Origin of the sequence: Pseudomonas sp. NPDC088429 (assembly GCF_044753305.1) — a bacterium.
GTDB lineage: Bacteria > Pseudomonadota > Gammaproteobacteria > Pseudomonadales > Pseudomonadaceae > Aquipseudomonas > Aquipseudomonas rustica.
This window is the reverse complement of record NZ_JBIVMX010000026.1, coordinates 1-25,199: the sequence shown is the minus strand read 5'-3', so window position 1 is coordinate 25,199 and position 25,199 is coordinate 1. Positions and strand designations below refer to the sequence as shown.

At 60.2% G+C, this 25,199-nt stretch carries 22 protein-coding genes; 8 read left to right on the top strand and 14 right to left on the bottom strand.

What is annotated here, in order from left to right; translation table 11 throughout:
- Positions 1–979 precede the first annotated feature (979 nt).
- Both ACIP66_RS15080 and ACIP66_RS15075 read right to left on the bottom strand, forming a co-directional pair.
- Positions 980–1,747, bottom strand: a complete 768-nt coding sequence (locus ACIP66_RS15080) for a response regulator transcription factor (protein WP_053116953.1) — start codon at positions 1,745–1,747, stop codon at positions 980–982.
- A gap of 126 nt (positions 1,748–1,873) precedes the next feature.
- Positions 1,874–2,344 (bottom strand): prepilin peptidase, encoded by a 471-nt coding sequence (locus ACIP66_RS15075; RefSeq protein WP_400648961.1) that lies wholly within the window; start codon positions 2,342–2,344, stop codon positions 1,874–1,876.
- Between the two features lie 75 nt (positions 2,345–2,419).
- Here ACIP66_RS15075 and ACIP66_RS15070 point away from each other — a divergent pair, with 75 nt between their 5' ends.
- Positions 2,420–2,875: a TadE/TadG family type IV pilus assembly protein gene (locus ACIP66_RS15070; protein WP_053116921.1), complete on the top strand. Its 456-nt coding sequence runs from the start codon at positions 2,420–2,422 to the stop codon at positions 2,873–2,875.
- Positions 2,872–5,625, top strand: coding sequence for an ATP-binding protein (locus tag ACIP66_RS15065; RefSeq protein WP_400648960.1), 2,754 nt, complete (start codon positions 2,872–2,874; stop codon positions 5,623–5,625). The genes ACIP66_RS15070 and ACIP66_RS15065 overlap by 4 nt, the downstream gene beginning before the upstream one ends.
- On the opposite strand, the gene ACIP66_RS15060 is transcribed toward ACIP66_RS15065, so the two are convergent.
- From ACIP66_RS15060 to ACIP66_RS15040, 5 genes are all read right to left on the bottom strand, one after another.
- Positions 5,622–7,619, bottom strand: coding sequence for a pilus assembly protein TadG-related protein (locus ACIP66_RS15060; protein WP_400648958.1), 1,998 nt, complete (start codon positions 7,617–7,619; stop codon positions 5,622–5,624). The genes ACIP66_RS15065 and ACIP66_RS15060 overlap by 4 nt on opposite strands.
- Positions 7,620–7,814: 195 nt before the next feature.
- On the bottom strand, positions 7,815–8,372 hold the full coding sequence (locus ACIP66_RS15055; RefSeq protein ID WP_053116918.1) for a DUF4136 domain-containing protein: 558 nt from the start codon (positions 8,370–8,372) through the stop codon (positions 7,815–7,817).
- 53 nt (positions 8,373–8,425) lie between these two features.
- Positions 8,426–9,040 (bottom strand): DUF4136 domain-containing protein, encoded by a 615-nt coding sequence (locus ACIP66_RS15050; protein ID WP_053116917.1) that lies wholly within the window; start codon positions 9,038–9,040, stop codon positions 8,426–8,428.
- 12 nt (positions 9,041–9,052) lie between these two features.
- On the bottom strand, positions 9,053–9,802 hold the full coding sequence (locus ACIP66_RS15045) for a methyltransferase (RefSeq protein WP_212549798.1): 750 nt from the start codon (positions 9,800–9,802) through the stop codon (positions 9,053–9,055).
- The gene (locus ACIP66_RS15040) at positions 9,802–10,104 is read right to left on the bottom strand and encodes a nucleotide pyrophosphohydrolase (protein ID WP_400648956.1); all 303 of its coding nucleotides are present in this window, start codon (positions 10,102–10,104) and stop codon (positions 9,802–9,804) included. Before ACIP66_RS15040 ends, ACIP66_RS15045 begins: the two co-directional genes overlap by 1 nt.
- A 235-nt stretch (positions 10,105–10,339) precedes the next feature.
- Between ACIP66_RS15040 and ACIP66_RS15035 the strand changes: the two genes are divergently transcribed.
- Both ACIP66_RS15035 and ACIP66_RS15030 read left to right on the top strand, forming a co-directional pair.
- Entirely contained in the window at positions 10,340–10,633 is a 294-nt protein-coding gene (locus tag ACIP66_RS15035; RefSeq protein ID WP_400648955.1) for a hypothetical protein, read from the top strand.
- A gap of 150 nt (positions 10,634–10,783) precedes the next feature.
- The gene (locus ACIP66_RS15030; RefSeq protein ID WP_400648954.1) at positions 10,784–12,133 is read left to right on the top strand and encodes an MATE family efflux transporter; all 1,350 of its coding nucleotides are present in this window, start codon (positions 10,784–10,786) and stop codon (positions 12,131–12,133) included.
- On the opposite strand, the gene ACIP66_RS15025 is transcribed toward ACIP66_RS15030, so the two are convergent.
- From ACIP66_RS15025 to ACIP66_RS14995, 7 genes are all read right to left on the bottom strand, one after another.
- Positions 12,127–13,002: an alpha/beta hydrolase gene (locus tag ACIP66_RS15025; protein ID WP_400648953.1), complete on the bottom strand. Its 876-nt coding sequence runs from the start codon at positions 13,000–13,002 to the stop codon at positions 12,127–12,129. The genes ACIP66_RS15030 and ACIP66_RS15025 overlap by 7 nt on opposite strands.
- 18 nt (positions 13,003–13,020) lie before the next feature.
- Entirely contained in the window at positions 13,021–13,815 is a 795-nt protein-coding gene (locus ACIP66_RS15020) for a DUF4123 domain-containing protein (RefSeq protein WP_212544960.1), read from the bottom strand.
- Positions 13,812–15,155, bottom strand: a complete 1,344-nt coding sequence (locus tag ACIP66_RS15015) for a contractile injection system protein, VgrG/Pvc8 family (RefSeq protein ID WP_400648952.1) — start codon at positions 15,153–15,155, stop codon at positions 13,812–13,814. Before ACIP66_RS15015 ends, ACIP66_RS15020 begins: the two co-directional genes overlap by 4 nt.
- 234 nt (positions 15,156–15,389) lie before the next feature.
- Positions 15,390–17,303, bottom strand: a complete 1,914-nt coding sequence (gene speA / locus ACIP66_RS15010; RefSeq protein ID WP_053116910.1) for an arginine decarboxylase — start codon at positions 17,301–17,303, stop codon at positions 15,390–15,392.
- A gap of 219 nt (positions 17,304–17,522) precedes the next feature.
- A complete protein-coding gene (locus tag ACIP66_RS15005) occupies positions 17,523–17,894 on the bottom strand; it encodes a translation initiation factor Sui1 (protein ID WP_202370046.1) in 372 nt (123 codons plus the stop codon).
- A gap of 306 nt (positions 17,895–18,200) precedes the next feature.
- Positions 18,201–18,758, bottom strand: a complete 558-nt coding sequence (locus ACIP66_RS15000) for an NUDIX hydrolase (RefSeq protein ID WP_053116909.1) — start codon at positions 18,756–18,758, stop codon at positions 18,201–18,203.
- 3 nt (positions 18,759–18,761) lie between these two features.
- Complete coding sequence (locus ACIP66_RS14995) at positions 18,762–19,829, bottom strand: DUF2333 family protein (protein WP_400648951.1); 1,068 nt, start codon at positions 19,827–19,829, stop codon at positions 18,762–18,764.
- A 435-nt stretch (positions 19,830–20,264) separates the two neighbouring features.
- Here ACIP66_RS14995 and gcbA point away from each other — a divergent pair, with 435 nt between their 5' ends.
- From gcbA to accB, 4 genes are all read left to right on the top strand, one after another.
- Complete coding sequence (gcbA, locus tag ACIP66_RS14990) at positions 20,265–21,935, top strand: diguanylate cyclase GcbA (protein ID WP_053116907.1); 1,671 nt, start codon at positions 20,265–20,267, stop codon at positions 21,933–21,935.
- 51 nt (positions 21,936–21,986) lie between these two features.
- Positions 21,987–23,933 (top strand): methyl-accepting chemotaxis protein, encoded by a 1,947-nt coding sequence (locus ACIP66_RS14985; protein ID WP_400648949.1) that lies wholly within the window; start codon positions 21,987–21,989, stop codon positions 23,931–23,933.
- Positions 23,934–24,185: 252 nt separating this feature from the next.
- On the top strand, positions 24,186–24,638 hold the full coding sequence (gene aroQ / locus ACIP66_RS14980) for a type II 3-dehydroquinate dehydratase (protein WP_007914604.1): 453 nt from the start codon (positions 24,186–24,188) through the stop codon (positions 24,636–24,638).
- Between the two features lie 48 nt (positions 24,639–24,686).
- Entirely contained in the window at positions 24,687–25,145 is a 459-nt protein-coding gene (gene accB / locus ACIP66_RS14975; protein WP_400648948.1) for an acetyl-CoA carboxylase biotin carboxyl carrier protein, read from the top strand.
- Positions 25,146–25,199: the final 54 nt, after the last annotated feature.

Sequence of the window (25,199 nt, the reverse complement as noted above, 5' to 3'; positions counted from 1 at the left end):
GAGCTGCCGAAGGCTGCGATCTTTTGATCTTTCTTTTTAGAAACACAGATCAAAAGATCGCAGCCTTCGGCAGCTCCTACACAGGATGAGTGCAAGCTCGGCTGCCGCGTATGATCTAAAAGCCCCTCACCCTAACCCTCTCCCGGAGGGAGAGGGGACTGACCGGGCTGTTTGGGCGAGGTACGCCGACCTGAAATACCCAGCCGAACACAGACTCTGAAAACCACAAAAATCGGCCCCCTCTCCCTCGGGAGAGGGCTGGGGTGAGGGGCAGCCTCAACACAAAACCAAAGCCGAACACGCCACGCTCTTAACCACTCGACACGATGAGCGCAAGCTCGGGTGCAGCTTTTGATCTTAGAGCCCGTCGGGAGGCTGAGCGGGAGGAATTCGTACGGCGAAAGCATTGAGGTGCAGCGAAGCAAACCGTGGGCGATGCCCCCCTAGCCGAAGGCTGCCGCGTATGATCTGAAAGCCCCTTACCCTAGCCCTCTCCCAGAGGGAGAGGGGACTGATCCGGGTGTTTGGGCGAGTTACGCCGACGTGGGATACCGAGTTGAACTCACATTCTGAAAAGCCCAAAAATCGGCCCCCTCTCCCTCGGGAGAGGGCTGGGGTGAGGGGCGAATCCAACGAAGATCAAAAGATCGCAGCCTTCGGCAGCTCCTACATGAAATCGCGGCGATCCACGCCAACCACTAGGCCGAGTGTCAGCTCGCCTGCTTTTGATTTTGATCTTAGAGCCCGTCGGGAGGCTGAGCGGGAGGGATTCATACGGGGAAAGCATCGAGAGGAGGTGCAGCGAAGCAAACCGTAGGCGATGCCCCCGGATGAACCCGGAGCGAAGGAACCCGAGCCTTAGCGAGGGCCGGACGTCAGGGCAAAGACCTTTGGTTACTTTGGGGCGTTTGCCAAAGTGACCCGCCGTAAGGGCGGAACCAATACCCGCCCCACCACAAACAACGGATATGTACCCAAATCAATGCGCCGTAACCCGCCCCCGCCCAGGCGAAAGCGCCAACGCCAACTGCGTCCGATTATGCATATGCGTCAACCTTAAAACCTGCGAAACATAAAGCTTCACCGTGTTCTCGGTAATCCCCAACTCACAAGCAATCTGATAATTCGTCTGCCCCTTCCCCACCAACCGCGCCACATCCAACTGCCGTGGCGACAACTGATTGAAAATCTCCGGCATCTCCGCCGCCTCAGCCTCCCCGCCCAACCTATCCCGCACCACCGTCGCAGGACTACGCCGAACCTTATCCAGATCCTGATAAAGGTCATCAATCGACTCAGACAAAAACTGCAACTTCTGATTCAAATGCCCAAGCTGCACATTCTTGTGCCGCTCCTGCAACGCCAGCTCCTGCCGCTGCAAACCCTCCAGCAGCTCCGCCAGATCAATCGGCTTCTGATAATAATCAGCAATCCCCGCGCGCAACGCCTTGATCACGTCCTGCTTGTCCGCGCGCCCGGTCAACATGATCGCCTCGAACGCGCGCTGCTTGCCGGCCAGCCGCTGCAACGCCTGCACCAGTTCAATGCCGTCCATCCCCGGCATGTGCAGGTCGCACAACACCAGACCAATCTGCGCGTCTTCAGTAAAACGCTCGATCGCCTCTTGGCTGGAAACGCAGGGGACGCAGCGATAACCGCTGGACTCGAGAAACTCGCACAACTCCTCGACAATCAAGGGTTGATCATCAACCACGAGGACTTTTACCGCAGACGTAAGCTTGTTCACGTGCCACTCCATGCCCTAGGCCAAAGCTGACCATTCCTGTACTGACAGCTCTCGGCTGTATAACCAGTTCCTTTGAAAGTAGACGTACTTTCCGACTATGTACATAGAACTAGTGGCGCCCGGCGACTAGTGGATCCAATAGAAAGCCAGCCCCGTGCCGAGCAGCACAAACGGCGCAAATGGCAGCTTTTTTGACGATCCCGGGCCCAAATATCGAAGACGATCTCTAAGCCCTTGACTCATATGCAGCCAGACTCTTGGCGCGAGCAGTAGCCAGAGCACGCTGGCGATGCCGGCGCCGACAAATGTCCAAAGAACGAAAATACCGTCCGTCGCAAGGCCCAGAGCTGTCATTAGTTTCACATCACCGGCGCCCATGCGGCCCATCAAATACCCCGGTAGGGTGAACGCCAACGCCAACAAAACCGCCCAGCCGCCCTGCCCGGCCTGAGCACCCAGCCAGGTGCTGCCGGTGGCCAATAAAAACCCCAGCGCCAAGGCACCGACACCGACGGTCAAGAGATTGGTGATGCGCCGCTGCCGGGCGTCCTGAGCGGCGCAGACCAGCAGCCATACGAAAAGGATAAAACTCTGCATCCGGTAAAAACCGTCCGTTTTTGCTGAATGATTCTATGCTGATACTACGCAGTGACTGTCAGGGTAGACGCACTCATGAAAAACGGCTTTCGGAAGTCGCAAAAAGGTGCGGTGGCGATTGAGTTCGCCCTGGTGTTCGTGATCTTTTTTGCAGTGTTTTACGGCTTGATCAGCTACAGCCTGCCGTTCGTGATGATGCAATCATTCAATCAGGCCACAGCTGAAGCCGTGCGCCGTAGCGTCGCCATTGACCCGACGACGCCCGGTTATGCAACGGCGGTCGTCAATGCTGCGAATGCAGCACTGACTCAACAATTGTCTTGGGTGCCGTCGTCGTTCAATTTGGTGATTGGCACCGATACCAGCGCGGTTTTCGACAGCACTAAAGGTCTCAACGGCACGCTCACCGTCAGCGTCAATTACCCGGTCAGCAAACTCAATCAGGTGCTGCCGTTTCTGGTGCTGCCGGGAGTTGGCACCGTGCCCAGCCTGCCGACCAATCTGACCGCCCAATCGAGTCTGCAATTTTGACGGCGGGCGATAAACTTTTCGGGCGGTTGCTCAAGCGTTCAGCGATCGTCGCTCACGAACCACTGGAGCCTCTGGTCTCGCCGATGCTGGGCCTGCACATTCATCTCGACGATGACGGTGCGGTATTGCAGATGGCCGGGCCGTTGCGTCATGTGCTCGAACAACAGAAACCTCATGCTCAGCCGTTGCCGCTGACCGACTACTTGCTTGCCCACAGTTGCCTGGCCATCGAGGGCCAGCCAAGTGATTGGCAGGGGCAACTGCTCGATCTCGACTTCGCCTGCCTCGGCGATCAGGTGCTGCATTTGCGCGGCTGGGCGCAGCGCTGGGGCAACGGCTGGCTGTTGCAGTTGATGGACATCGCCGACTTGCTCGTCGAACGCCAGCAAGCGCGCCACCACGACGCCTGCCAAGTGATCGCCGGGCAAATCAGCGAACAATTGCGCAGCTGCGGCCCGTTGCGTTTGCCGACGATTGTCAGCGAACAACTGCAGATCATCGCCCAGCGCTGGCACATCCCTTGTCTGGCATTGGCGCTGCTTGATGAACAGGAACAGGGCTGGCAAATCTATCGGCAGTTCCAGGCCCATGACGCGCCGACGCTGTGGCACGACGGTCAACGACTGGGCACGCCGCTGGACAGTTTGAACGGCACCGCGCCGCAGCGACTCGATGCGCACCACGGCCTCAACGAACATTCCCGCGTACAGATCATCTTCGGCAACGCCGACGGTTTTGCCGTGCCCTACAGCGATGATCGCGGCGTGGTCGCATGGCTGCTCTGCGGTTTTTACGACGTTGATCACGCTGCGCCCTATCTGACGGTGCGCGACTGGATGTGGCTGGCAAGTTCACTGGCGGCGCCGTTGCTCGGGCGTCTGCGCGAGCAGCAACATCATCGCCAGCACGAACGTCTGGAATCCCTACAGACCTTGCTCGGCACCGGTTGGTGGGAAATCCCCGGTGTCGGCAATGCGGTGCAATTGGCGCCGTCATTGGCGGCCGCCCTGCAACTGCAGGCGACACGATTGACCCAGGAAGAATGGCTGACGCAGATCCATCCTGCCGATCGCGAGGAAATGCGCAGCGGCCTGCAAGCCCTGCAACAACACGGCGAGCCGCTGACCTTGAGCGTGCGTCTGCACCCTGCGGATAACGAGCAAGCGCCGGCGTGGTTTCGCGTGCAAGGACAAGTCACCGGCAGCGCCGAACACCGGCGGCTGGTCGGTTTCATGCTCGACATCAGTGACATCAAAAACCAGCAACAACTGGCCGCCGCCGCTCATGCGCGGCTGGACAATCTGATCGCCAGTTCACCGGCGGTAATTTACGTGCAGCACTACGCCGAAGGTGCGTTGCAACCAGCATTTTTCAGCGCCAGCCTGCAACCGCTGCTCGGTTTGCGTCTGGAAGATTGCAGCGCGGCGGCGCTGATCGAACGCTTGCATCCGGAAGATCGCGAGGTGTATTTCCAGCGTACTCGGCAGTTGCTGCGTGAAGGTTCGGTGCGTGCGCGTTATCGCCTGCGTGACAGCCGTGGCGATTATCACTGGCTGCTCGACGAGGCCAAACTGCTGCGCAACGACCTCGGTTTACCGGTCGAAGCTGTTGGCCTGTGGCTGGATGTCACCGATGCGACGCTGGCCGCTGAGCGGATCAAACAAAGCGAAGAGCGCTATCGGATTCTGGTCGAAGATTCACCGGCGATGATCTGCCGCTATCGTCCGGATCTGACCCTGACTTTCGGCAACCGGCCACTGGCTAACTATCTGGAATGCACGCCGGAGCAATTGCCGGGCATCGATCTGGGCACCTGGATGTCCGACGAGCAGCGCGCCGCGTTCGTCCAGCGCCTGACGCTGCTGACCCCGGACAACCCGGTGAGCACCGCCGAAATCAGCCTGCAATTGCCTGGCCGCGAACATGCCTGGTGGGTGTGGTCGGATCGCGGTGTGTTCGATGAGCGCGGGCAGTTGATCGAAGTGCAAGCGGTGGGTCGCGACAACACCGAAGTGCGCCGCTCGCAGCAGCAACTCACGCAGAGCGCAAAAATGGCCACCCTCGGCGAGATGGCCACGGGGCTCGCCCACGAAATCAATCAGCCGCTGAACGTGATGCGCATGGCTATCGTCAACGTGCTCAAGCGCTTGAGTAACGGCGATGTGCAGGTCGATTACCTGACCGACAAACTCAACCGCATCGACGCGCAGGTGCAGCGTGCGGCCAAGGTTGTCGATCACATGCGCGTGTTCGGCCGCCGTTCGGAGATCGAGCAACAACTGTTCAATCCGGCGGCGGCCATCGAAGGCACGTTGTCACTGTTGGCTGAAGGCATGCGCGGTAAAGGCGTGGATCTGCGCATCAGCGACACCGGTTTTCAGGTGCAGGTGCGCGGTTATGTCGATCAACTGGAGCAGGTGTTGATCAACCTGATGGTCAACGCCCGCGATGCGTTGTTGAGCAAGCGTGAGAAGGATTCGAGCTTCAAACCGTGGATTTCGATTTATGCCGAGCGGGATGATGAGAAGGTCAGGCTGTGGGTCGAGGACAACGGTGGCGGCATTGACCCGCGTTTGCTCGAGCGGATTTTCGAGCCGTTTTTTACCACCAAACCGATTGGTGTCGGCACTGGGTTAGGGCTGTCGGTGAGTTACGGGATCATCGACAACATGGGCGGGCTTTTGAGCGTGCGCAACTCGGTTGAGGGCGCGCGGTTTTGTATTGAACTGCCGATTGCGGCGGACGATTAGATGACTAGATAGGCTTTGCCGGTTTGCCCGCAGGTCATGTTGGCGCCGACGTCGACGTCCATCAGGTTGATGCCGAGGCTTTTTAGCAGGTTGTTGAGAATAGGATCCAGCAAGGGACTCAGCACAGCGGTGACCGCTGGGAGTAAACGGTTGGTGACGTCACTGATCAGTGAGGCGACGCCCGTGACAATGGCACCCAACGGATTGCTACCCAGCGGTCGATAGACAATCAGGTTAACCCCCGCCAGCGTGTTCGACAGGCTGTTGACGATGTTGGTAGTCGGCACGGCCGCCTGAATGCTCGGCGGCAATTTCAGGTTGGCCGGGGTGGCGAACGGCGTTGAGCTGGAGAACACCAGATCCTGCGAGTTTTGCGCGACGCTGGTGTCGAGCATGATGCCGATACCGCCGGCGCCGAAAGGGACGTGGGTGGATGCATCACAGGTTCCGAGCCCGAGGATTTTGTGGCAGGTGACGATACCCAGATCGATCAATGCCAACGGAGACACCGTCGGTTCGGCAGCCGAAGAGAACGCATTGGTCGCGTCGATCTTGCCGAGTTTGAGGTCGGCAATCGACGTGACGGTGTGGGCGGTCAGGCTTTTGGTGCCGGTAGCGCCCGTCGGGCAGCGGAAATCGGTGACATAACTTTTCGCACCGCCAACATCCAGGCTGATGTCGATTCGCGGCGTCGGCAGCAGTTGCGGATCCAGTTGCTCGCAACCCGCGCCAAGCAGACAGCCCAGCGAGTTCAGCGTGCCGACCAAGTCCAGACTCAGCAGCGCATTGAGCGTCGGCGTCAATGCACCGACTAGTCCAAGCACGGCGCTGGTCAGCCCGGTCACGCCGCTCAGCACCGGCAGATTCGTTGAAATCAGCGTGCGAATTTGCGCAGTGCGCACATAAATCCGGTTCGCCCCCAGCGGATCAACCTTGGCCAGCGCCGGATCACCAATCGCAGAAAACTGCGGCGGCTCGATCACCTTCACTTTCACCGTGACATTCGCCAGCCCCAACACACTGATCGGCAACGTCGCCGCCACCGCGCTTTTGCTGTTGGCCAGTTGAATCACGCCCTGCACCAGTTGCAGCAGTTGCAGATTGGCGTCGAGCCCCGCCGCCGTGGTGCCGGTCTGCAATTGCAGAATATCGCCAAGTTTGACCGGCGCCGCGTTGATCGCCGCCACCTGCAACTGGCCCAGTGCAGTGATCACATCCGCCGTCGCGCCGTTGAGTTGCACCACCGTCGCGGCGGCCTGAATCAGTTGGGTGACCGTGGCCTGGGTGTTGAGCAGCTGCGTGTAATTGCCGGCGGCGACATTGAGGTTGATCGCCAATTGGTTGAGGTAGCTGAGCAGGTTGATATCGGTGTTGAGCAAACCGTTCCAGCCCAGCGCCGTGAGGTTGACGTTGCCGCCCAGCAGCCCGGAAAACAGCGGATTGAGGATGTTCGATTGCGCGGTATTGATCGTGGCCAACGTGCTGCGAATGTTCAGTTGGGCGATGGTCGGCTGGGGTTTCGCGGCGACGGCCGTGGCGTTAAGCGTGGTGTTGAGGCTGACCGCCGTGCCACTGAATAACGCCTGCACGCCGCCGGCAAAACTGGTGGTGAGGGTGTGACTGCCGACTACCCGCACCGCTGCCGCTTGCGTGGCATCCGCGGTAAACGAGCGCAATCCGGTCGCGGCCGTGACTAATGAACCACAGGTGGTGGCGAGGGTGTTGTTGGCATCGACGGTAAAACCATTACGCACCGCGCTTTGCCCGGCGTAAGTGGCAGCGGTCAAACCGGGCAGACAGTTGCCGCCACGGCTCACCGCTTCCAGCGCAGCGTTATCCACCACCCGCTGCAATTTGCGCTGCTCCATGTACAAGCGCCCGGTGTCGACCACCAACAGCATCGCCACCAGCGCCACACTCAGGGTGGCAGCCGCCATCAACCCGATCGCCCCGCGTTGCCGGGCCGGGCCATTGAACTGCGAACGAGGCGACATGGCGCACTCCTTTGCCGGCGCACTGCCGAGCGCAACCTCCATTGATGCGATTGAGTGTAGACGCGCCTGCAAACGAACGCTGACGAATCCCTGTAGGAGCTGCCGAAGGCTGCGATCTTTTGATCTTGCTTTTAGAAAAACAGATCAAAAGATCGCAGCCTTCGGCAGCTCCTACAGGGGATTTTTTACATCATTTCAGCGCGGTGGGTAGTTGGCGAGGATGCGGGTGACGGTCTCGCGGATGGCGTTGCTGCGATCTTCCGGATTCGGTTTGCTGGCGAGCATTTGTTCGTCGCTGCCGCGCCACACCAGTTTGCCGTCCTTGCCGTCGAGCAAGTCGATCTGGATGGTCGCGACTTTGTAGGTGATGTTGCGTGTTTCGTTATACATCGGCGCGCCCCAGTAGCCATTCCACGGACCACCCCAACCGCCGCCGTAGTTGGTCGTCACTTGCTGCTGACGATCCTCGACGATCAAGTAAGTCTGCACACTCAAATCACCCTTGGCCCCGGCAGCGGCCGGGCGCAAACCGCGCTGATCGAGTTGATCGGTGACGGCCTGGCGGATGCGTTGCTCGGTCAGGTCGCTTTTGATCCGTGGATCATCCGGGCGATATTGCAGGGCGGGTTCTTTCCAGCTCCAGTTGCGATAGGCAGCAAAATCGCGGCTGGCGTCGAAGTCATGATTGACCTGATTGGCGGCGCAGGCGCTGAGCAACGCGGCCATGGCCAGTAAGGCGAGACGACGGAACATGGTTTTTCTCCGGTAGAAGACATGACCTGCACAAGCTTCTCATTTGCAAGAAGCTAACTGGGAGGATACGCCGACATGGCCTTTTCCACAGCCTCCCGGATCGAATCAGCTTGATCACTCTGGTTGCCACGGGTGCCTGTTTCGGCGCTGGAACTCCAGACCGGTTGTCCGGTACCGGCGTCGAACAGATCCACCTGAACGACGACCACTTGTTCGGAGTACGTGCGCACGATCGGCACGCTGTTGTACATCCCGTAACCCCGACCATAACGATCATAGCCACTGTATCCGCCGCCGTAGTAGCCGTAATCGTCCTGCACCTGACGCAAGCGTGTTTGCAGACTCAGATTGGCGCTGACCAACAGGTCGGCCGGACGATTGTCGTGCAGCGGGCGCAAACCACGCTGATCCAGCGCGTTGCTCACCGCCTCGGCCACTTGCGCCGAATCCGCCCATGCCGTGCCCGGCGGCAATTGGCCGTTGAGCCAGGCCCAGCTGCGATAGCGTCCGTAATCACGCGGCGGCGCTGGATAAGCACTGCGATCAAAGGTGTTGGCGGCTTGCGGCGGCGCCGGCGGCAAGGGCCGCGATTGCGCCACATAAGGGTTGCTGCCCTCGCAGGCGGCCAACCCCAGACAGATCAGCAATAACCCGGATTGAGCTTTCATTTCGCGCTCCGATCAGATCGGCCGGCAGATCCAGTGCAAGTAACGCCCAAGCCCGGCGAAGCTTGGGTGGCGACGGTGAGCGAGCTCCATCTCGAGCAAATCGACAAGTTCGGCGCGGGCCTGGAATTCCACCGGCATGTAGTCGTGGAAAACCCGGATCCCGCTCTGAGTTTCGACCTGCCACAACCCTTCGAGTTGCGTTGCCAATTCCCGTGGATCGAGGGGCTGCTGCGGGGTCAGGCTCTGCTTTTCACCGGCCATGTCGTTCTTGCGCATTTTCTTGAAATGGCCTTTGAGCAGGTTGCGGTAAATCAGCGCGTCACGGTTGTAGAACGCCAACGACAGCCAGCCGCCGGGCTTGGTCAATTGATGCAGCACCGGCAGGATCGCGTGGGGTTCGGCGAGCCATTCGAGCACGGCGTGGCAGATCACCAGGTCATACGGTTCGGTGAGTTGCCCAAGCAATTCCTGCCACGGCGCCTGAATAAACGTCGCGGTCTGCCCGGCTTCGGCGAAACGCTGGCGCGCGCCTTCAAGCATCGGTTCGGCCGGCTCGGTGAAGGTCACGTCGTGGCCACGCTCGGCCAGCCACAGCGACATGTGGCCGAGCCCACCGCCGATGTCGAGCACGCGCAACGGCCGATCCGGCAGCGCTTCAGCGAGGTCGGCCTGCAACACCGCGAGGCGAATCGCGCCTTTGGCGCCACCGTAGATTTTTTCGGCGAAACGCGTCGCCAACTGATCGAAATGCCGGTCGCTCATCAGCTGAACCGCCGTTCGCTGTCGGCGAGCTTGGCGCGCACCACTTCATTCATGTCCATCCCCAACTCGCTGCACAGCAGCAACAGGTACAGCACGATATCGCCGACTTCCTGCCCGGCGTGGGCGAGTTTGTCAGCGGGCAACTGGCGCGACTGGTCTTCGCTCAGCCACTGGAAGATTTCCACCAGCTCAGACATCTCGACGCTGGCGGCCATGGCCAGGTTTTTCGGGCTGTGAAATTGCCGCCAGTCATTACGGTCGCGAATGGCGTGCAGGCGTTCGGTCAGTTCAACAAGGTTCATCGGGCTCTCCTGAAGGCGTATAGCTTCAAGCGGATGCCCGCTGAAGGCAAGCGCAAACCCTGTAGGAGTGAGCCTGCTCGCGATGACGCCATTGCATTCAACATCACCGTTGACTGACACACCGCTATCGCGAGCAGGCTCACTCCTACAAGGGCGGTGTAAACCCACTATCATGCAGGGAACTCGGCCACCTGCGTTGTGGCCCAAGGCTCAGCTCTTTCATCAGGATGCACACATGCAGGTAGAAAGCTTTTTCGAATGGCTCGGCCAGGCGCTCGGGTCGGTGATCCGCTTTATCGTCGATGGCCTCAGCGGGCTGTTCAATATTCTGAGCAATGCCGGCGGCAACTTTGTCGACGGGCTGGCGAAGACGCTGGGGATGGACACGTCGATCATCAGCATCATCGCGCTGATTGTCGGGTTAATGCTGTTGTGGTCGGCGATTCGGGCGTTTATGAATGCGTCGGTCATTGCCGGGATTATCTGGTTGTTGCTGGGGTTGTGGTTGCTGAGCTGGATTATTCACTGACACCACCGCCCTCCTGTAGGAGTGAGCCTGCTCGCGATAGCGGTGGTTCAGTTGAAACATCTCTAGCTGACACACCGCTATCGCGAGCAGGCTCACTCCTACAGGGGGATTGCGTTAATCGCTACAATGCCGCTCCCCCAAGGAGCCCGCATGTCCAACCTGACCACCGACTGGCGCGACCGCCCGACTCACCGCAAGGTCTGGGCGCTGGCTGCGCCGATGATCCTTTCGAATATTTCCGTGCCGCTGGTGGCGCTGGTCGACAGCACTGTCATCGGCCATTTGCCCCACGCCCATCAACTGGGCGCCGTGGCAGTCGGCGCCAGCCTGTACACCTTTCTCGCCTGGGCCATGGGTTTTCTGCGCATGGGCACTACCGGTTTTGCCGCGCAAGCAGCCGGGCGCAGTGACGGCGCGGCGTTGCGACAGATTCTCTTGCAAGGGCTGCTGCTGGCGATGGGTCTGGCGCTGGTGCTTGGCACCCTCGGCGTGCCGTTGAGCGGCGTAGCTCTGCATTTCATGCAGCCGTCGGCGGAGCTGGATCAGCTCACCCGGGAGTTTTTCCATACGCGGCTGTTCGGCCTGCCGGCGGCGCTGGCCAGCTACGCGCTGGTCGGCTGGTTCCTCGGCACGCAGAACGCGCGGGCGCCGCTGGCGATTCTGCTCAGCACCAACCTGATCAACATCGCCCTCAATCTGTGGTTCGTCATCGGTCTGGACTGGGGCGTGGTCGGTTCGGCCCGCGCTTCGGTGATCGCCGAATGGAGCGGCGCCCTGCTCGGCCTCTACATGACCCGCAAAGCCCTGCGTGCGTATCCGGGGCACATTGCCTGGGCGGCGTTGAAGCTGTGGCAGAGCTGGCGGCCGTTGCTGGCGGTCAATCGCGACATCTTCATCCGCAGCCTCGCCCTGCAATCGGTGTTTTTCCTGATCACCGTGCAAGACGCGCGGCTGGGTGATGCCACCGTCGCCGCCAACGCGTTGCTGCTCAATGGCTTGCTGCTGACCGCCCACGCCCTCGACGGTCTGGCCCACGCCGTCGAAGCCCTCTGCGGCCACGCCATCGGCGCGCGTGATCGCCTTGCGTTGCGTCGATCGCTGGTGGTGGCTGGCGGATGGTCATTGATCGCCAGCGTCGGTTTTGCCGTGCTGTTTCTGCTCGGCGGGCATCTGTTTATCGAGATGCAGACCAACATCCAGAGCGTGCGCGACACCGCATTCATCTACCTGCCCTACCTCGCCGTGCTGCCGTTGATTGCGGTGTGGAGCTACTTGCTCGATGGCCTGTTCATCGGCGCCACCCGCGCGCGGGAAATGCGCAATGGCATGTTGATGACCGTGGTTCTGCTGCTGCCCTTCGCCTGGGCGCTGCAAGGTCTGGGCAATCACGGCTTGTGGATAACGTTTCTGCTGTTCATGGTCTTGCGCAGCCTGACGCTCGGCGCGCAAGCGCTGTGGCTCAAGCGCAATGACGGCTGGTTCAACGGTGGCACTCACTGAGTGGGCGTGTGCTCGATAAAACCGACCACCTGATCGAGCACCGGCGCCAATCGCCGCAGTGGTCGTGACAGTGTCGCCACCAATGTGATGTGGCTGGGCCGCGAGTAATACAAATCTTGCACCGGCACCCCGGCTTCGCGCAGTTTGCGAGCGAGGCCGCCGGTGTTGCGCGTCGGATTGACCAGATCATCCTTGCTCGCAGCAATCAGCAACGCCGGTGGCGCGCCGCGACTGACGTGATTGATCGGCTGCGATTGCGGCGGCGAATTCGGCCAGAAGAACACCGGGCGCACATCAGGGTTCTCGATCGGCAGAAAATCATACGGCCCGGCCAGACCGATCCAGCCGCTGAGATCTTTCGGCGACATGCCGACCTTCCCCAGCAAATCCCCATCCAGCGCCAGCATCGCCGCGTTGTAGGCGCCGGAGCTGTGCCCCAGCAAATACAGGCGCTGCGGATTGCCGGAATACTCACTGATGTGTGCCTTGGCCCACGCCACCGCCCGCGCGCCGTCTTCAAGAAACAGTGGATAACGCACCTGCGGATACAGCCGATAATCCGCCACCACCGCAACAATCCCCCGCGACGCCAGCGCTTCGCCGACAAAGGTGTAGTCACCACGGTCGCCGCTGTTCCAGCTGCCGCCGTAGAAAAACACCACCACCGGCGCGTCCTTGAGCGGATGACGCGGCACATAGACGTCGAGCTTCTGCCGTGGATCATCGCCGTAGACAATGCCAGCGGTTTTATCGAAGGTATGTTCGGGCGTCAGGGCATTGAGCACTTTCACCGGCGAGCAACCGCCCAGCACCAACAGTAAAATCCCGCCGATCAGCGCGCCAAACCGTTGCCGCAAAGTGACTGCCATGAATGCCGAGCCTCTATTTCAGGGTTGATCGTTCTGCCACTGACGACGCACATGGTCGAGCCCTTCCTGCTGGGTCAATCCCGCCGGTGGCGGCACCAACACAGCGCGCGGATGCAGCAAGCGTAGCCACAACCAGCCGTCAAGCACGCCGCGGTCGCTGAAGCCCAGCGCCAGACCTTGTTGAACATGGGAGGCCATAGTCGCGTAGTCGGTTCCAAGCGATTGGCACCAGCGCCAGATGTGCTGCTCCAGCAGACAGGTTTGCAGGCGCTCGCGTTGCTGCGCGGTCAGATTTTCTTCAACCCCGAGCGGCGCCACCGCCAAGCGTGGATTGCGCAATTGCTGCCAGCCGTGACTGCCAATCGCCCGGTCGGCCCAGGTGCCACCGTACCAGCGCAACTGCTGAATCGGCCCGAGCCAACGGCTCAATTCGCGGGCATCGCAAGCGTCGAAGAAATAGCTCGCAGTCTGGCGGTTGTAGAAACTCAGCAGTGCGCGGTGATGCAGGCCGAACGACACGGTGAGCATGCGCCGCAAATGCAGGAGCAATTCCGCGCTCGACACTTCGCTGTCCAGTAACAAGCCACGCCAGGTCTGCGGGTCGCGCTGACAGCATTCCAGCAGCGCCTCGCTGTCGTGCAACTCGATCAACAACGGCCCGTGCTCGCGCAGCGGTTGAAACTCCGTGGCATCGAACAGCCAGAAGTGCCGCAATCCGGCGAATTCTTCACGCAGCATCTTCAGCGCCTGCGGTGCTTCCTGGACATCGAGTAGCAGCCATTGCGCCAGCGGTTCGAGCATGACGTCGCTCATCCGCGACCGCTCTGGTCGAGTTCACTGACCAACCTGCAGCTGCAGATTGATTCGCGACAATGGTTGTAACTGCCGCCGCCGGGGATCAGGCACAGCAGCAGCAACGGTTGCGCCGACTTCAGCCATTGCGGCAGGCCTTCGGTGATGATCTGCTCCGGCAACGGGGTATCTTGCTCAGGCTCTTCATCGGCCAGCGGCGCCTGTAAAACCCCGCTGATCACCGGTTGATCCGGATCGCCTTCAAGAAAACTCACCACCACCTCGACCCCTTCGCGCAGCAATGGCAACGCCTGGTCGGCCAACGCCGGCGCCAGCGGCAGCCAGCAATGACTGGCCGCAGCGCCTTCGCCCTGATACAGCCAGTCGAACTGCACCGCCACCGGCCGCGAGCGATCCGGACGCGGCTCGTCGACCGCCACCACCCAGGCCCGTTGCAAACTGTGCATGCGCGGGCGCGCGGGTACGGTTTCCGGTACCGGCGCGGCATCCTGCAAGACCGCGAAAATCCGGTTGGCGTACGGTTGTTCAAGGGACATATCGGCGTGATGTTCGACACGCGACAGCAGCCATTCACGGTTGCACTCGGCAAACGGATGACCCGCCAGCGGCAACCAGCGGCCACTGCGCAAGCAGGCCAGATCGGTTTCGCCCTCGGCCCTCTGCGCCGCTTGCGTACCGCCCTCGCTCGGCGACCATGCGTTGTGCAATTGCCAGCGACGCACCGCCGGCGCTTCGTCTTCTATCACGTCAGCAAATTGCGCGGCACCGGCCCGAGGCAATTGCGCGACATCGTCACCGAACACCAGACAATGGCCGTCACGCCGATGCTCGAAGTGATAGTGGATGCCCGCCTGCGCGCACAACCGCTGCAGCAGTTGCAGGTCGGACTCGCGGTATTGGGTGCAGAACGACAACGGCGGATAGTCGCCGCCCAGCTCGAAGCGTCGCTGCCCACCGCTGATCCCGTGTTCCTTGAGCACTTGCGCGAGAATCTGCGGCACCGAGCAACCACTGAACACCCGCTGACTGAAACGCAACGCCAGGCAGTTCAATTTTGGCCCCAACCGCGCGCGACACAGGCGGACGCCCGGGCCATGCTCGTGCTGAACCAGGCTGTGCAATTGCCCGTGCACACCGTTGCGCTGCGCATCGAAATGCAGGAAAACCGAGCGGTGCAGCAGACCGGCGAGATCCAGTTGCACATCGTCGATCAACACATCGATCTCAAACGCAAAGGGTTCGCTGAGGGCTTCGTTACCGGTAAACGCCAGCACTTCAAAGGCGTCGGACAGACCCGCTACATCGAGACGAAAGGTCGGCTCGTTGACTGGATCAAACATAGGCGGATCTCTACAGGAGGGGCGGCCGGGGATTCTCGCCGAGACCCATGGCTGAGTAGAGTGCCGAAGTACAACTTAGGAAATGACCTACGCGAAAAGCAGACCGGATGACTTTGCTGGCCGGGATGGCCAAGGATTTCGCGGGGAAGTTGGGATATGTCCCACCGGGTTATCCGAATTTTCCACAGCCAGTGGGGAAAATTTCAGACAACCCGGTTTAAGGACAACCTGCCGTCAGGAAGACAGGTAGGAGGAGCGGGTCAGACCCAGACGCAAGGCATCGAGGAATTGCGTGCGCTCGCTGGCACTGATGCGGGCACTGGCGCACTTGTCGCGGTAGTGGGTCATCAGTTCTTCCGGCGACAAGTGCACGTAACGCAGCATGTCTTCGATGGTGTCGTGGGTCTCGATGCCGGCGTGGTACACGCTGCCATCGGCGTTCTGGTAGATGTTCACCGAGTCGGTGTCACCGAACAGGTTGTGCATGTCGCCGAGGATTTCCTGATAGGCGCCCACGAGGAACACGCCCAGCAGGTAGTCTTCGCCTTCATTCAAACCGTGTACCGGCAGGCTGGTTTCGATGCTCTGCTCGTCGACGTACTGATTGATCTTGCCGTCGGAGTCGCAGGTCAGATCCTGCAGCACGGCACGGCGCAGCGGCTCTTCGTCGAGACGGTGCAACGGGATGATCGGCAGTACCTGATCGATCGCCCAGGTGTCCGGCAGGCTCTGAAACACCGAGAAGTTGCAGATGTACTTGTCGGCCAGTTTGTCGTTGAGCTCGTCGAGCACCTGACGGTGCGAACGCTGACGGGCTTTCAGCGAGTTGTGCAGGCGGCGGCACACGGCGAAGTAGCACTGCTCAGCCAAGGCTTTCTCGGCCAATGTCAGCTTGCCGTCGGCGTACTGAGCGGCCACGTCGCTCATGTAGTGAGTCGCGCGCCAGTAGGTTTCGGTGACCATTTCAATGTCGGTCGGGCCGAGCAGGTCAACCAGCCACTGCACGGTTTCCGGCAGCGCTTCCTTGTTTTCGATCTGCGGGATTTCGTCGTTGTGCTTCTCGACGTCAGTCACCTGCACCACCAGCATTGCGTGGTGCGCGGTCAGCGAGCGGCCGCTTTCGGAGAAGATGTGCGGATGCGGCAGGGCCTGCGCATCGCAGAATTCCTTGAGCATGCCGACCACGACACCGGCGTAATCGTCCATGTCGTAGTTGATCGAGCTGGCGTTGCGCGAGTGCGTGCCGTCGTAGTCGACGCCCAGACCGCCACCGACGTCGATGTGATCGACCGGCAGACCGAGGTTGCGCAGCTCGCCGTAGTAACGAATCGCTTCTTTGAAACCGTGCTGATAGTCAGCGAGGTTGGCAATCTGCGAACCCATGTGGAAGTGCAGCAGGCGAATGCCCTGATCCAGACCGGCCGCGCGGAAGCGCTCGACCACCGACAGCAGTTGCGCCGCCGACAGACCGAATTTGGATTTCTCGCCACCGGTATCCGCCCACTTCGACGAGGCCAGCGACGACAGACGCACGCGCAGGCCGACCTGTGGCTTGACCTTCAGCGAGGCGGCTTCTTCGATCACCAGAGCGACTTCGGATTCTTTCTCGATGACGATGAACACGTTGTGGCCAAGCTTCTGACCCATCAGCGCCAGACGAATGAACTCGCGATCCTTGTAACCGTTGCAGACGATGGTGCCGCCCTTCGGCGCCAGCGCCAGCACGGCCAGCAGCTCAGGCTTGGAGCCGGCTTCCAGACCGATGGAGACGTCCTTGGTGGCGATGATGTTCTCGATCACCGCTTCTTGCTGGTTAACCTTGATCGGGTACAGCGCGGTGTACTTGCTCTGGTATTCCAGACGCTCGATGTTCGCATCGAAGGCGCCGGTCAACTGGCGGACACGGTCTTGCAGGATGTCGGGGAAACGAACCAGCAACGGCAAGGACAAACCGCTTTTGCGCAGTTGGTCGACTTGCTCGAACAGGTCGATAGGCGAACTGCTCGGGCCGTTCGGACGAACTTCGACGCGACCGGCTTCATTGATCGCGAAATACCCGGCCCCCCAATGGCGAATCCCGTAAACACTGCGGCTGTCCGCAACTGTCCATTGGCTGCCATCGTCTTTACGTGTGCGACGAACGGACATCGAAGTCCCCTATAAAGAAGTCATAGTGCGTCGCCTGATCGCAGGCTGGCGCAGTCTAAAGAATGAAAATGACGATTCGTCAGCGCGGCGGTAGACCGCGCTGACCGCGTGGAGTTTAGAAACCGGTCATGAACAGGCTCTGTGAAAACCATGGAGACGACGCCGGATCTGAATGAATTCAGCGCCGGATCAAGCCGCAGATGGATTTCACAGAGGCTGCTAGCCGCCGGACTTCTTTGCTTTGAAACCGTGCTTGATCAGCTCAGCCAAGAGTAGCTCGACATGATCGCCCTGGATTTCGATGATCCCGTCTTTCAGCGCCCCGCCAGTGCCGCAACGTTTCTTCAACGTTGTCGCCAACTCTTTGAGCGCGTCTTCGGCCAGTGGCACGCCGGTGATGGTGGTCACCGTCTTGCCGCCGCGGCCCTTGCTCTCGCGACGCACGCGGGCAATGCCGTCCCCTGCCGGGATCACGGTTTGTTTGCAGATACAGACGTCCACCGGCTTACTGCATTCCGGGCAATGACGACCTGCGTCGGTGGAAAATACCAGGCCACCAAGGGCGGCGAAGGATGCGGCTTTTTTGGCCACCGGCAATCCTCTTGGGAGGACAAAGACTGATCGCGACCTTGGGCAAGGTCATCGACCGCGAAGCCCCACTCAGGCAGGGGCAGCGCTACTGCACCGGAATTTGGCGACGAGACTGCTGACCTGTAGGAGCTGCCGAAGGCTGCGATCTTTTGATCCTGCTCTTGAAAAACAAGATCAAAAGATCGCAGCCTTCGGCAGCTCCTACAGTGGGTCAGCAGGCCAACCTCAAACTATTCGGTGCAGCTTGAAAAGGTCGCGCAGTGTAACGGCAAAAAACCCGATTGCTAAGTGCCAATCAGCGCCAATTTATGTGTTCTTTGCGACGTCGCTTTGTTGCGCCTTGAGATAGCGCTTCAACGCGGCCAGCGAGTCCGGGCAGTAAGGCTTTTGCCGGATTTCCTGCATGACCTGCTCGACCGGAATAAAGCGCGCTTCCAGCACCTCTTCCGGCTGCAGTTTCAGCGGGCCGTCCCAGACCGCGGAAAACGCCGAACACCAGAGACGGTTGCCAGTGTCTTCGAAGTAGAAATGATCGTGAGCGGTCAACTCCACGCCGCTGACGCCCAGCTCTTCTTCCAGCTCACGGGCGGCCGACTCGGCGTAAGTCTCGTCAGCCTGCACCATGCCGCCCGCCGCGACGTCCCAGTAACCGGGATAAATCGCCTTGCTCAAAGTGCGCCGATGCACGCAAAGCTCACCGGCGGAATTGAACAGCATGATGTACGTGCCGCGACCGATCAGCCCGCGCTCGCGCAGATCGGCGCGCACCAGAGCGCCGAGCAGGTTGTCCTGCTCGTCGACCCAGGCAATCTGTTCGGCATCGGAGGCGGCACGGTGCGCCGCCTCTTTCGCGCTATCGGACATGACTCATCCCTGATTAAGCAGTTGACGCAGATCGATCACAGCAGCGTTCGCACGGGAAATATAGTTGGCCATGACCAGCGAGTGGTTGGCCAAAACGCCGAAGCCGCTACCGTTAAGAATCATAGGACTCCACACCGGTTCCTGCGAGGCTTCCAGTTCACGAATGATCTGACGCACGCTGACGGTGGCGTTCTTCTTCGCCAGTACATCGGCGAAGTCGACTTCGATAGCGCGCAGCAAGTGCGACAGCGCCCACGCCTGACCGCGTGCTTCGTAGAAGACGTTGTCGATCTGCATCCACGGCGTCTCGACGATTTCCTCATCGACCTGCGGCACTTCACCCACCGCCGGGGTTTCGGTTTTCAGCGCGGTGTTCAGCTTGACCCGACCGACACTGGCCGACAGACGTTGCGACAGCGAACCCAAACGGGTGCCGACATCGCCCAGCCAGTTGTTCAGGTTGTCAGCACGCGCATAAAACAGTGCGTTTTTCTGGCTCGGATCCGACAGACGCGCCTGATAACGGCTTAGCGAGTTGATACCTTCCTGATACTCGGACTCGCTGGAAGGGAGAATCCAGCTCTTGTTGTCGAAGTTGAAACGCGGCTCGGCCTTGGCCAAATCGGCGTCTTCGGCAGACTGCGATTGCGAGCGGGCGAAGTCTTTGCGCAGGGCACGGGTCAGGTCGCGCACCTGAACCAGCACGCCGTATTCCCAGCTTGGCGTGTTGTCCATCCACAGGCCTGGCGGGAAGCGGTCGTTGGAAATGTAACCGCCCGGTTTGTTGAGCAAGGTGCCCGCGACGGTCTTCAGGGTTTCGACCGTGGTGTAGCCGATGACCATTTGCTTGCCTTCTTTCTCGGCAGCCACTTGCGCGTTTTGTGCGACCGGAAACAGCGCCGGCTCCTGGCTCCAGTACCAGCCGAGGCCGATGGTCACCAGCAGATAAATGCCGATCAGTGTGGCCAATGCGCGGCTGAACAGCAGCCCGCCAACATAGCTGCGGGTGGCCGACTTGGGCTCGGCGGCACGTTCAGGCGCGCTGCCCGCGCGGTTTTTCCAGTCCAGCATGGCGATATCCTTTCAATCACTTGGGTTCAACGGTTCGACCACAACCATACAACAACGTGCCAGAGCCGGGCACCCGCGCGTAAAGATAAGCCGCAAATCGTGTGGGCAAATGACGCTTCGCGCCGAACTAAGGGTTTCCCTGATACCCGAGCGCCCTTCACACGCATGCAGGCGCTTGAAAACAATCGAAAAGCGCATTCACCGCGATGATAAAAGCGTGAACAAAAAATCCACCCGAAAATCACCCTGCCTCTATAACGCCCCCAGATCACGGGGACTTCACCGACGAGCAGGTCGAAAACAAAACCGATCGGTCAGAAACTGAATGATGACGCATTGCAGATTATTGCAGTACGACGCTCGTGTAAGGGAAAAGAGGTGCTAGCATAGAGCCACCAGTCGCCCTCAGCATGCAGCCTAACTAGTAGTCAGGATATGACCGAGCCAGAAGACCCCAGCCGTGAGCGTCTCAAGCACCACTTTGCCCAGCGGGTAATTCATCAGGCACGTCAGATTCTTGAGATATGGCAGCGCCTGCAACGCAGTGAGTGGTCCACCGTCGACCTCGCCGAACTGAGCGAGGCGAACTTGCGCCTGCTGCGTTTTGCCGAGCGCTTCGAACAGCCCGAACACACGCAACTGGCGCACCACATCAGTCAATCGCTGCAAGCAGTGGACGCCAATCGCGGCCGTCTCAGCAGCGGTCTGATCACCGACCTCAATCGTTTGATGCAGCGTTTGTCGCGCACCGGCCTGCGTCATGGCGATCAACTCGACCAGACCTTCCTGCCGCCGCTGCGCAAGCCGATCTACGTGATGCTGCAGGATCACGACCGCGCCGAGCGACTGGCCAAACAACTGGAATTTTTCGGTCTCAGCGCGCAGGCGCTGGACAGCGTGGCAGCCTTTCGTTCGTCGATGGTCGAGCGCTTGCCCGCCGCCATCGTCATGGACGTGGACTTCAGCGGTGCCGGCATCGGCTTGAAACTCGCCGCCGAAGCGCAAGTCGGTCTGGATGAACCGCTGCCGCTGCTGTTCTTCAGCCTGCACGAAACCGACACCCCGACCCGCCTCGCCGCCGTGCGCGCCGGCGGCCAGGAATTCCTCACCGGCACCCTCGAAGCGTCGAGCCTGCTGGAGAAAATCGAGGTCCTCACCTGCGTCGCTCAGTACGAACCTTATAAAGTGCTGATCATCGACGACTCGCGTGCGCAAGCCCTGCACACCGAGCGCTTGCTCAACAGCGCCGGCATCGTCACACGCACGCTGATCGAACCGATTCAGGCGATGGCCGAACTGGCCGATTTCCAGCCGGATCTGATCATCCTCGACATGTACATGCCGGCTTGCACCGGCACCGAGCTGGCCAAAGTGATTCGCCACAACGACCGTTATGTCAGCGTGCCGATCATCTATCTGTCGGCCGAGGACGATCTGGACAAACAGCTCGACGCGATGAGCGAGGGCGGCGATGACTTCCTGACCAAGCCGATCAAGCCGCGCCACCTGATCACCACCGTGCGCAACCGCGCCGCCCGCGCGCGCAATCTGAAAGCGCGGATGGTGCGCGACAGCCTCACCGGTTTGTACAACCACACGCACATTCTGCAATTGCTCGAAGACTGCTCGTTCCGCGCCCGCCGCGAGAGCAAGCCGCTAAGCTTTGCGATGCTCGACATCGACCACTTCAAACGGGTCAACGACAGCCACGGCCACCCGATGGGCGACCGCGTGATCAAGAGCCTCGCTCTGTTCCTCAAGCAGCGTTTGCGCAAGACCGATTTCATCGGCCGTTACGGCGGCGAAGAATTCGCCATCGTCATGCCCGACACCGATATAGAGGCTGCGCACAAAGTGCTCGACGAAATCCGCCAGCGCTTCGCCGAGATCCATTACCCGGCACAACCGCAGGATTTGTGGTGCACCTTCAGCGCCGGCGTGGTGGAAATGCACGACGACTGCGACAGCTTGATGATGGCCAGCCAGGCCGACGAGGCGCTGTACCGCGCCAAGGGTGCCGGGCGCAATCGCGTGCAGTCGGCGCGGGAATCAAAGCAAAGTGCCACCTTTTCATCAGATTCCACTGATTCGGTCATAACCCTGTAACAGAACCGCAATAAATTCAGTCGCTTACCATTTCTGCCGTTGGTAGCCGTCATGCGCCTGAAGTTGCTCACCAATCTCAATACGCTGCTGCTGGTCGCCGTGTGCCTCGCACTCGGCGCCACGTTGTGGTGGTCGCAAAAAGCCCTCGAACGCCCGTATCTGTTGATGGAGCGGTATCTGGGGTTGTCGCAGCAATTTCAGAATGAGGTGGCGCGCAACGTCGAGGATTACCTCGCCAGCGGTGACGCCTTGCGCCTGAGCGCCGCCAGCCAAGCCATCGCCGGCCTGCAGACAGAACTGAATGAATTACCGCCAGCGCTGACCGACACCCTGCGTCCGAGCCTGACTGGCCTGGAAGAATTCAGCAAAACCGACCTGCTCGCTGCCGGCAAACTGGCCGGCGATCCGCAAGCCTTGTTGTTGCAGGCCGAACGTGAACTGAGCGCCAGTCTCGATCAACTCAGCACCTACGCCAATGGCAATGCGGCTTATCTGACGCCGCTGCTCGCCGCTTCGCAGCACCTGGGCAAACTGTCGCTGGCACGGGACAAACTGGTCAGCAGCGGGCGCAGTGAACTGGCCGCCGATGTTGAGCGCGAAGTCACCAATATCCGCTCCCAGGCTCAAGCAATCGATGCCCTGCCCTTGCTCGGCGTCGTCGCCAACAACGAATCGGGCAGCGACGATTTCGCCGCGATGATGGGCATCGAAAGCAGCGAAAAAACCGTCGCCGAAGATGCCGGTGTCGGCCTCAAACGTGAACTCAACAGCCTGCTCGGGCGCTATCCGGCGGAGCTGGCGCGTACCCGGGAGCAGATCCAGAAACGCACCGAACTCAGTACCGCCACGCACCAGAAAATCACCGCTGTGCAGCAGGCCATCGCCGGCCTGGAACCGGTGGTGCGTGCGCAACACGGGCAAATTCAAGGCGAAGTGCGCCTGATGCAAGGTGTGATGATCGGCTTGATTCTGCTGATCGCGTTGCTGATCGATACCTTGCAGCGGCGGCTCTCGCGCACCCTGACCAATCTCGCCCCGGCGCTTTCAATCTGGGCCGAGGGCGACTTCAGCCGCGACATTCATCTGGGTAAGACCAACCGTGAACTGCACGACATCGAGGCTTCGCTCAATCGCTTGCGCGCCTATCTGGTGGATCTGGTCGGCACCATTCGTGGCAATGCTGAACAAGTCGCGGGCAGCAGTCGCACCCTCGCCGAACTGAGTAACGATCTGCACAGCGGCGCCGAACATCAGGCCGGCGATACCGCGCTGATCCGCGACTCCCTCGGTGAACTGGAAGCGACCATTCAGCAAGTGGCCGGCGATGCGCAGCAGGCCGCAGACGCCAGCCGTCATGCCGGACTGGCCGTCGAACATGGCCAAACCGTGATCGGCCAGAGCCTGACCGGGCTGCATGCCTTGGTCGGTGAAGTGCAAGGCAATGCGCAGATGATCGAGCATCTGGCTGAGGAGTCAGCGACCATCGGTGGTGTGTTGACGGTGATTCGCTCGATTGCCGACCAGACCAATCTGCTGGCCCTAAACGCGGCGATTGAAGCGGCGCGGGCTGGGGAAATGGGTCGTGGTTTTGCTGTAGTCGCCGAGGAAGTACGCTCACTGGCGCAGCGCACCGCCGGGGCTACGGCGGAAATTCAGACGCTGATTGCCGGACTGCAAACGGCGGCGCGGCAATCGGTCGAAGGCATGCGCGCACAGGTCGAACACGCCGAAGCCACGGCCAATCAGGCGCAGGCGGCGGATGGCGCGCTGGATAAAATTGTCGGTGCGATCCAGACCATTTCCGACACGGCCATCCGCATTGCCGACGTTACGGCGCAACAAAGTGGCGCAGTTAGCGAGATTCGCAACCACAGCGAGCGGATTCATCAGTTGGGTGGGGATAACTTGCTGCGGATCGGTCGTGGGCGCGAACAAGGCGAGAACTTGCTGGTATTGGGCGGGCAATTGCATACAGCCGTGCAGGCCTTTCGCGTCTGATAAACCGCTATCGCGAGCAGGCTCACTCCTACAGGGGAACGCATTTCAACTGTAGGAGTGAGCCTGCTCGCGATAGCGTCATTCGTATCACCGCCTATCTTGCGGAATGACCGGATCTAATCACTCGGTCACATATTTTGCGCAAACATCGCCCATCGTGCTGGCTATTGCATAGAACTGGACAGTCACAAAGTCTTTGCGGCATAGTCGCCGGGTTCTGAACTTTGCTCACCCATAACAAGGACAACGCAGATGGCAACTCTCCTGGTGCTGCACGGCCCCAACCTGAACCTGCTCGGCACCCGCGAACCCGGTACTTACGGTTCTACGACCCTGGCGCAGATCAATCAGGATCTGGAGCGCCGCGCCCGTGAAGCCGGCCATCATCTGCTCTATCTGCAAAGCAATGCCGAGTACGAATTGATCGATCGGATCCACGCCGCGCGCGGCGAAGGTGTGGATTTCATTCTGATCAATCCAGCAGCTTTTACACACACAAGTGTCGCATTACGTGACGCGTTGCTGGGAGTGAGCATCCCATTCATCGAAGTGCATTTGTCCAACGTGCACAAACGCGAACCTTTCCGCCATCACTCTTACTTCTCCGACGTAGCGGTGGGAGTGATCTGCGGCCTTGGCGCCAGCGGTTACCGACTGGCCCTGGAGGCTGCACTAGAACAGCTTGAAACACAGGCAACGACTTGAAATACAAGCGTTAAGCGCCCCTGACCGACCCTTGGGAGTTGATGATTCATGGATATCCGTAAAGTTAAGAAATTGATCGAATTGCTGGAAGAGTCCGGCATCGACGAGCTCGAGATCAAGGAAGGCGAAGAGTCCGTACGCATCAGCCGTCACAGCAAAACCCCGGCTCAGCAGTACTACGCGCCGGCTCCGATGCAAGCACCGGCTGCCGCACCTGTTGCTGCTCCGGTAGCGGCTGCAGCCCCGGTTGCCGCTGCTGCGCCAGCGCTGAACGGCACTGTTGCCCGTTCGCCGATGGTCGGCACGTTCTACCGTAAATCTTCGCCAGCTTCGCCAGCCTTTGTTGAAGTCGGCCAGACCGTGAAGAAAGGCGACACTCTGTGCATCGTCGAAGCCATGAAGATGATGAACCACATCGAAGCTGAAACCAGCGGTGTGATCGAGTCCATCCTCGTCGAAGACGGCCAGCCGGTTGAGTACGACCAACAGCTGTTCACCATATTATGAACTGCGGAGAGCATTAGATGACTGCGAAGTTGGAAAAAGTTCTGATCGCGAACC

Bases quoted from the DNA above. Each gene is read 5' to 3' on its own strand.
- gcbA (WP_053116907.1), top strand. From the start codon at position 20,265: ATGACCGAGCCAGAAGACCCCAGCCGTGAGCGTCTCAAGCACCACTTT.
- ACIP66_RS14995 (WP_400648951.1), bottom strand. From the start codon at position 19,829: ATGCTGGACTGGAAAAACCGCGCGGGCAGCGCGCCTGAACGTGCCGCC.
- ACIP66_RS15050 (WP_053116917.1), bottom strand. From the start codon at position 9,040: ATGAAAGCTCAATCCGGGTTATTGCTGATCTGTCTGGGGTTGGCCGCC.
- ACIP66_RS15030 (WP_400648954.1), top strand. From the start codon at position 10,784: ATGTCCAACCTGACCACCGACTGGCGCGACCGCCCGACTCACCGCAAG.
- ACIP66_RS15000 (WP_053116909.1), bottom strand. From the start codon at position 18,758: ATGTCCGATAGCGCGAAAGAGGCGGCGCACCGTGCCGCCTCCGATGCC.
- ACIP66_RS15025 (WP_400648953.1), bottom strand. From the start codon at position 13,002: ATGGCAGTCACTTTGCGGCAACGGTTTGGCGCGCTGATCGGCGGGATT.
- ACIP66_RS15060 (WP_400648958.1), bottom strand. From the start codon at position 7,619: ATGTCGCCTCGTTCGCAGTTCAATGGCCCGGCCCGGCAACGCGGGGCG.
- ACIP66_RS15020 (WP_212544960.1), bottom strand. From the start codon at position 13,815: ATGAGCGACGTCATGCTCGAACCGCTGGCGCAATGGCTGCTACTCGAT.
- ACIP66_RS15035 (WP_400648955.1), top strand. From the start codon at position 10,340: ATGCAGGTAGAAAGCTTTTTCGAATGGCTCGGCCAGGCGCTCGGGTCG.
- ACIP66_RS15015 (WP_400648952.1), bottom strand. From the start codon at position 15,155: ATGTTTGATCCAGTCAACGAGCCGACCTTTCGTCTCGATGTAGCGGGT.
- ACIP66_RS14985 (WP_400648949.1), top strand. From the start codon at position 21,987: ATGCGCCTGAAGTTGCTCACCAATCTCAATACGCTGCTGCTGGTCGCC.
- aroQ (WP_007914604.1), top strand. From the start codon at position 24,186: ATGGCAACTCTCCTGGTGCTGCACGGCCCCAACCTGAACCTGCTCGGC.
- speA (WP_053116910.1), bottom strand. From the start codon at position 17,303: ATGTCCGTTCGTCGCACACGTAAAGACGATGGCAGCCAATGGACAGTT.
- ACIP66_RS15040 (WP_400648956.1), bottom strand. From the start codon at position 10,104: ATGAACCTTGTTGAACTGACCGAACGCCTGCACGCCATTCGCGACCGT.
- ACIP66_RS15070 (WP_053116921.1), top strand. From the start codon at position 2,420: ATGAAAAACGGCTTTCGGAAGTCGCAAAAAGGTGCGGTGGCGATTGAG.
- ACIP66_RS15055 (WP_053116918.1), bottom strand. From the start codon at position 8,372: ATGTTCCGTCGTCTCGCCTTACTGGCCATGGCCGCGTTGCTCAGCGCC.
- ACIP66_RS15045 (WP_212549798.1), bottom strand. From the start codon at position 9,802: ATGAGCGACCGGCATTTCGATCAGTTGGCGACGCGTTTCGCCGAAAAA.
- ACIP66_RS15075 (WP_400648961.1), bottom strand. From the start codon at position 2,344: ATGCAGAGTTTTATCCTTTTCGTATGGCTGCTGGTCTGCGCCGCTCAG.
- accB (WP_400648948.1), top strand. From the start codon at position 24,687: ATGGATATCCGTAAAGTTAAGAAATTGATCGAATTGCTGGAAGAGTCC.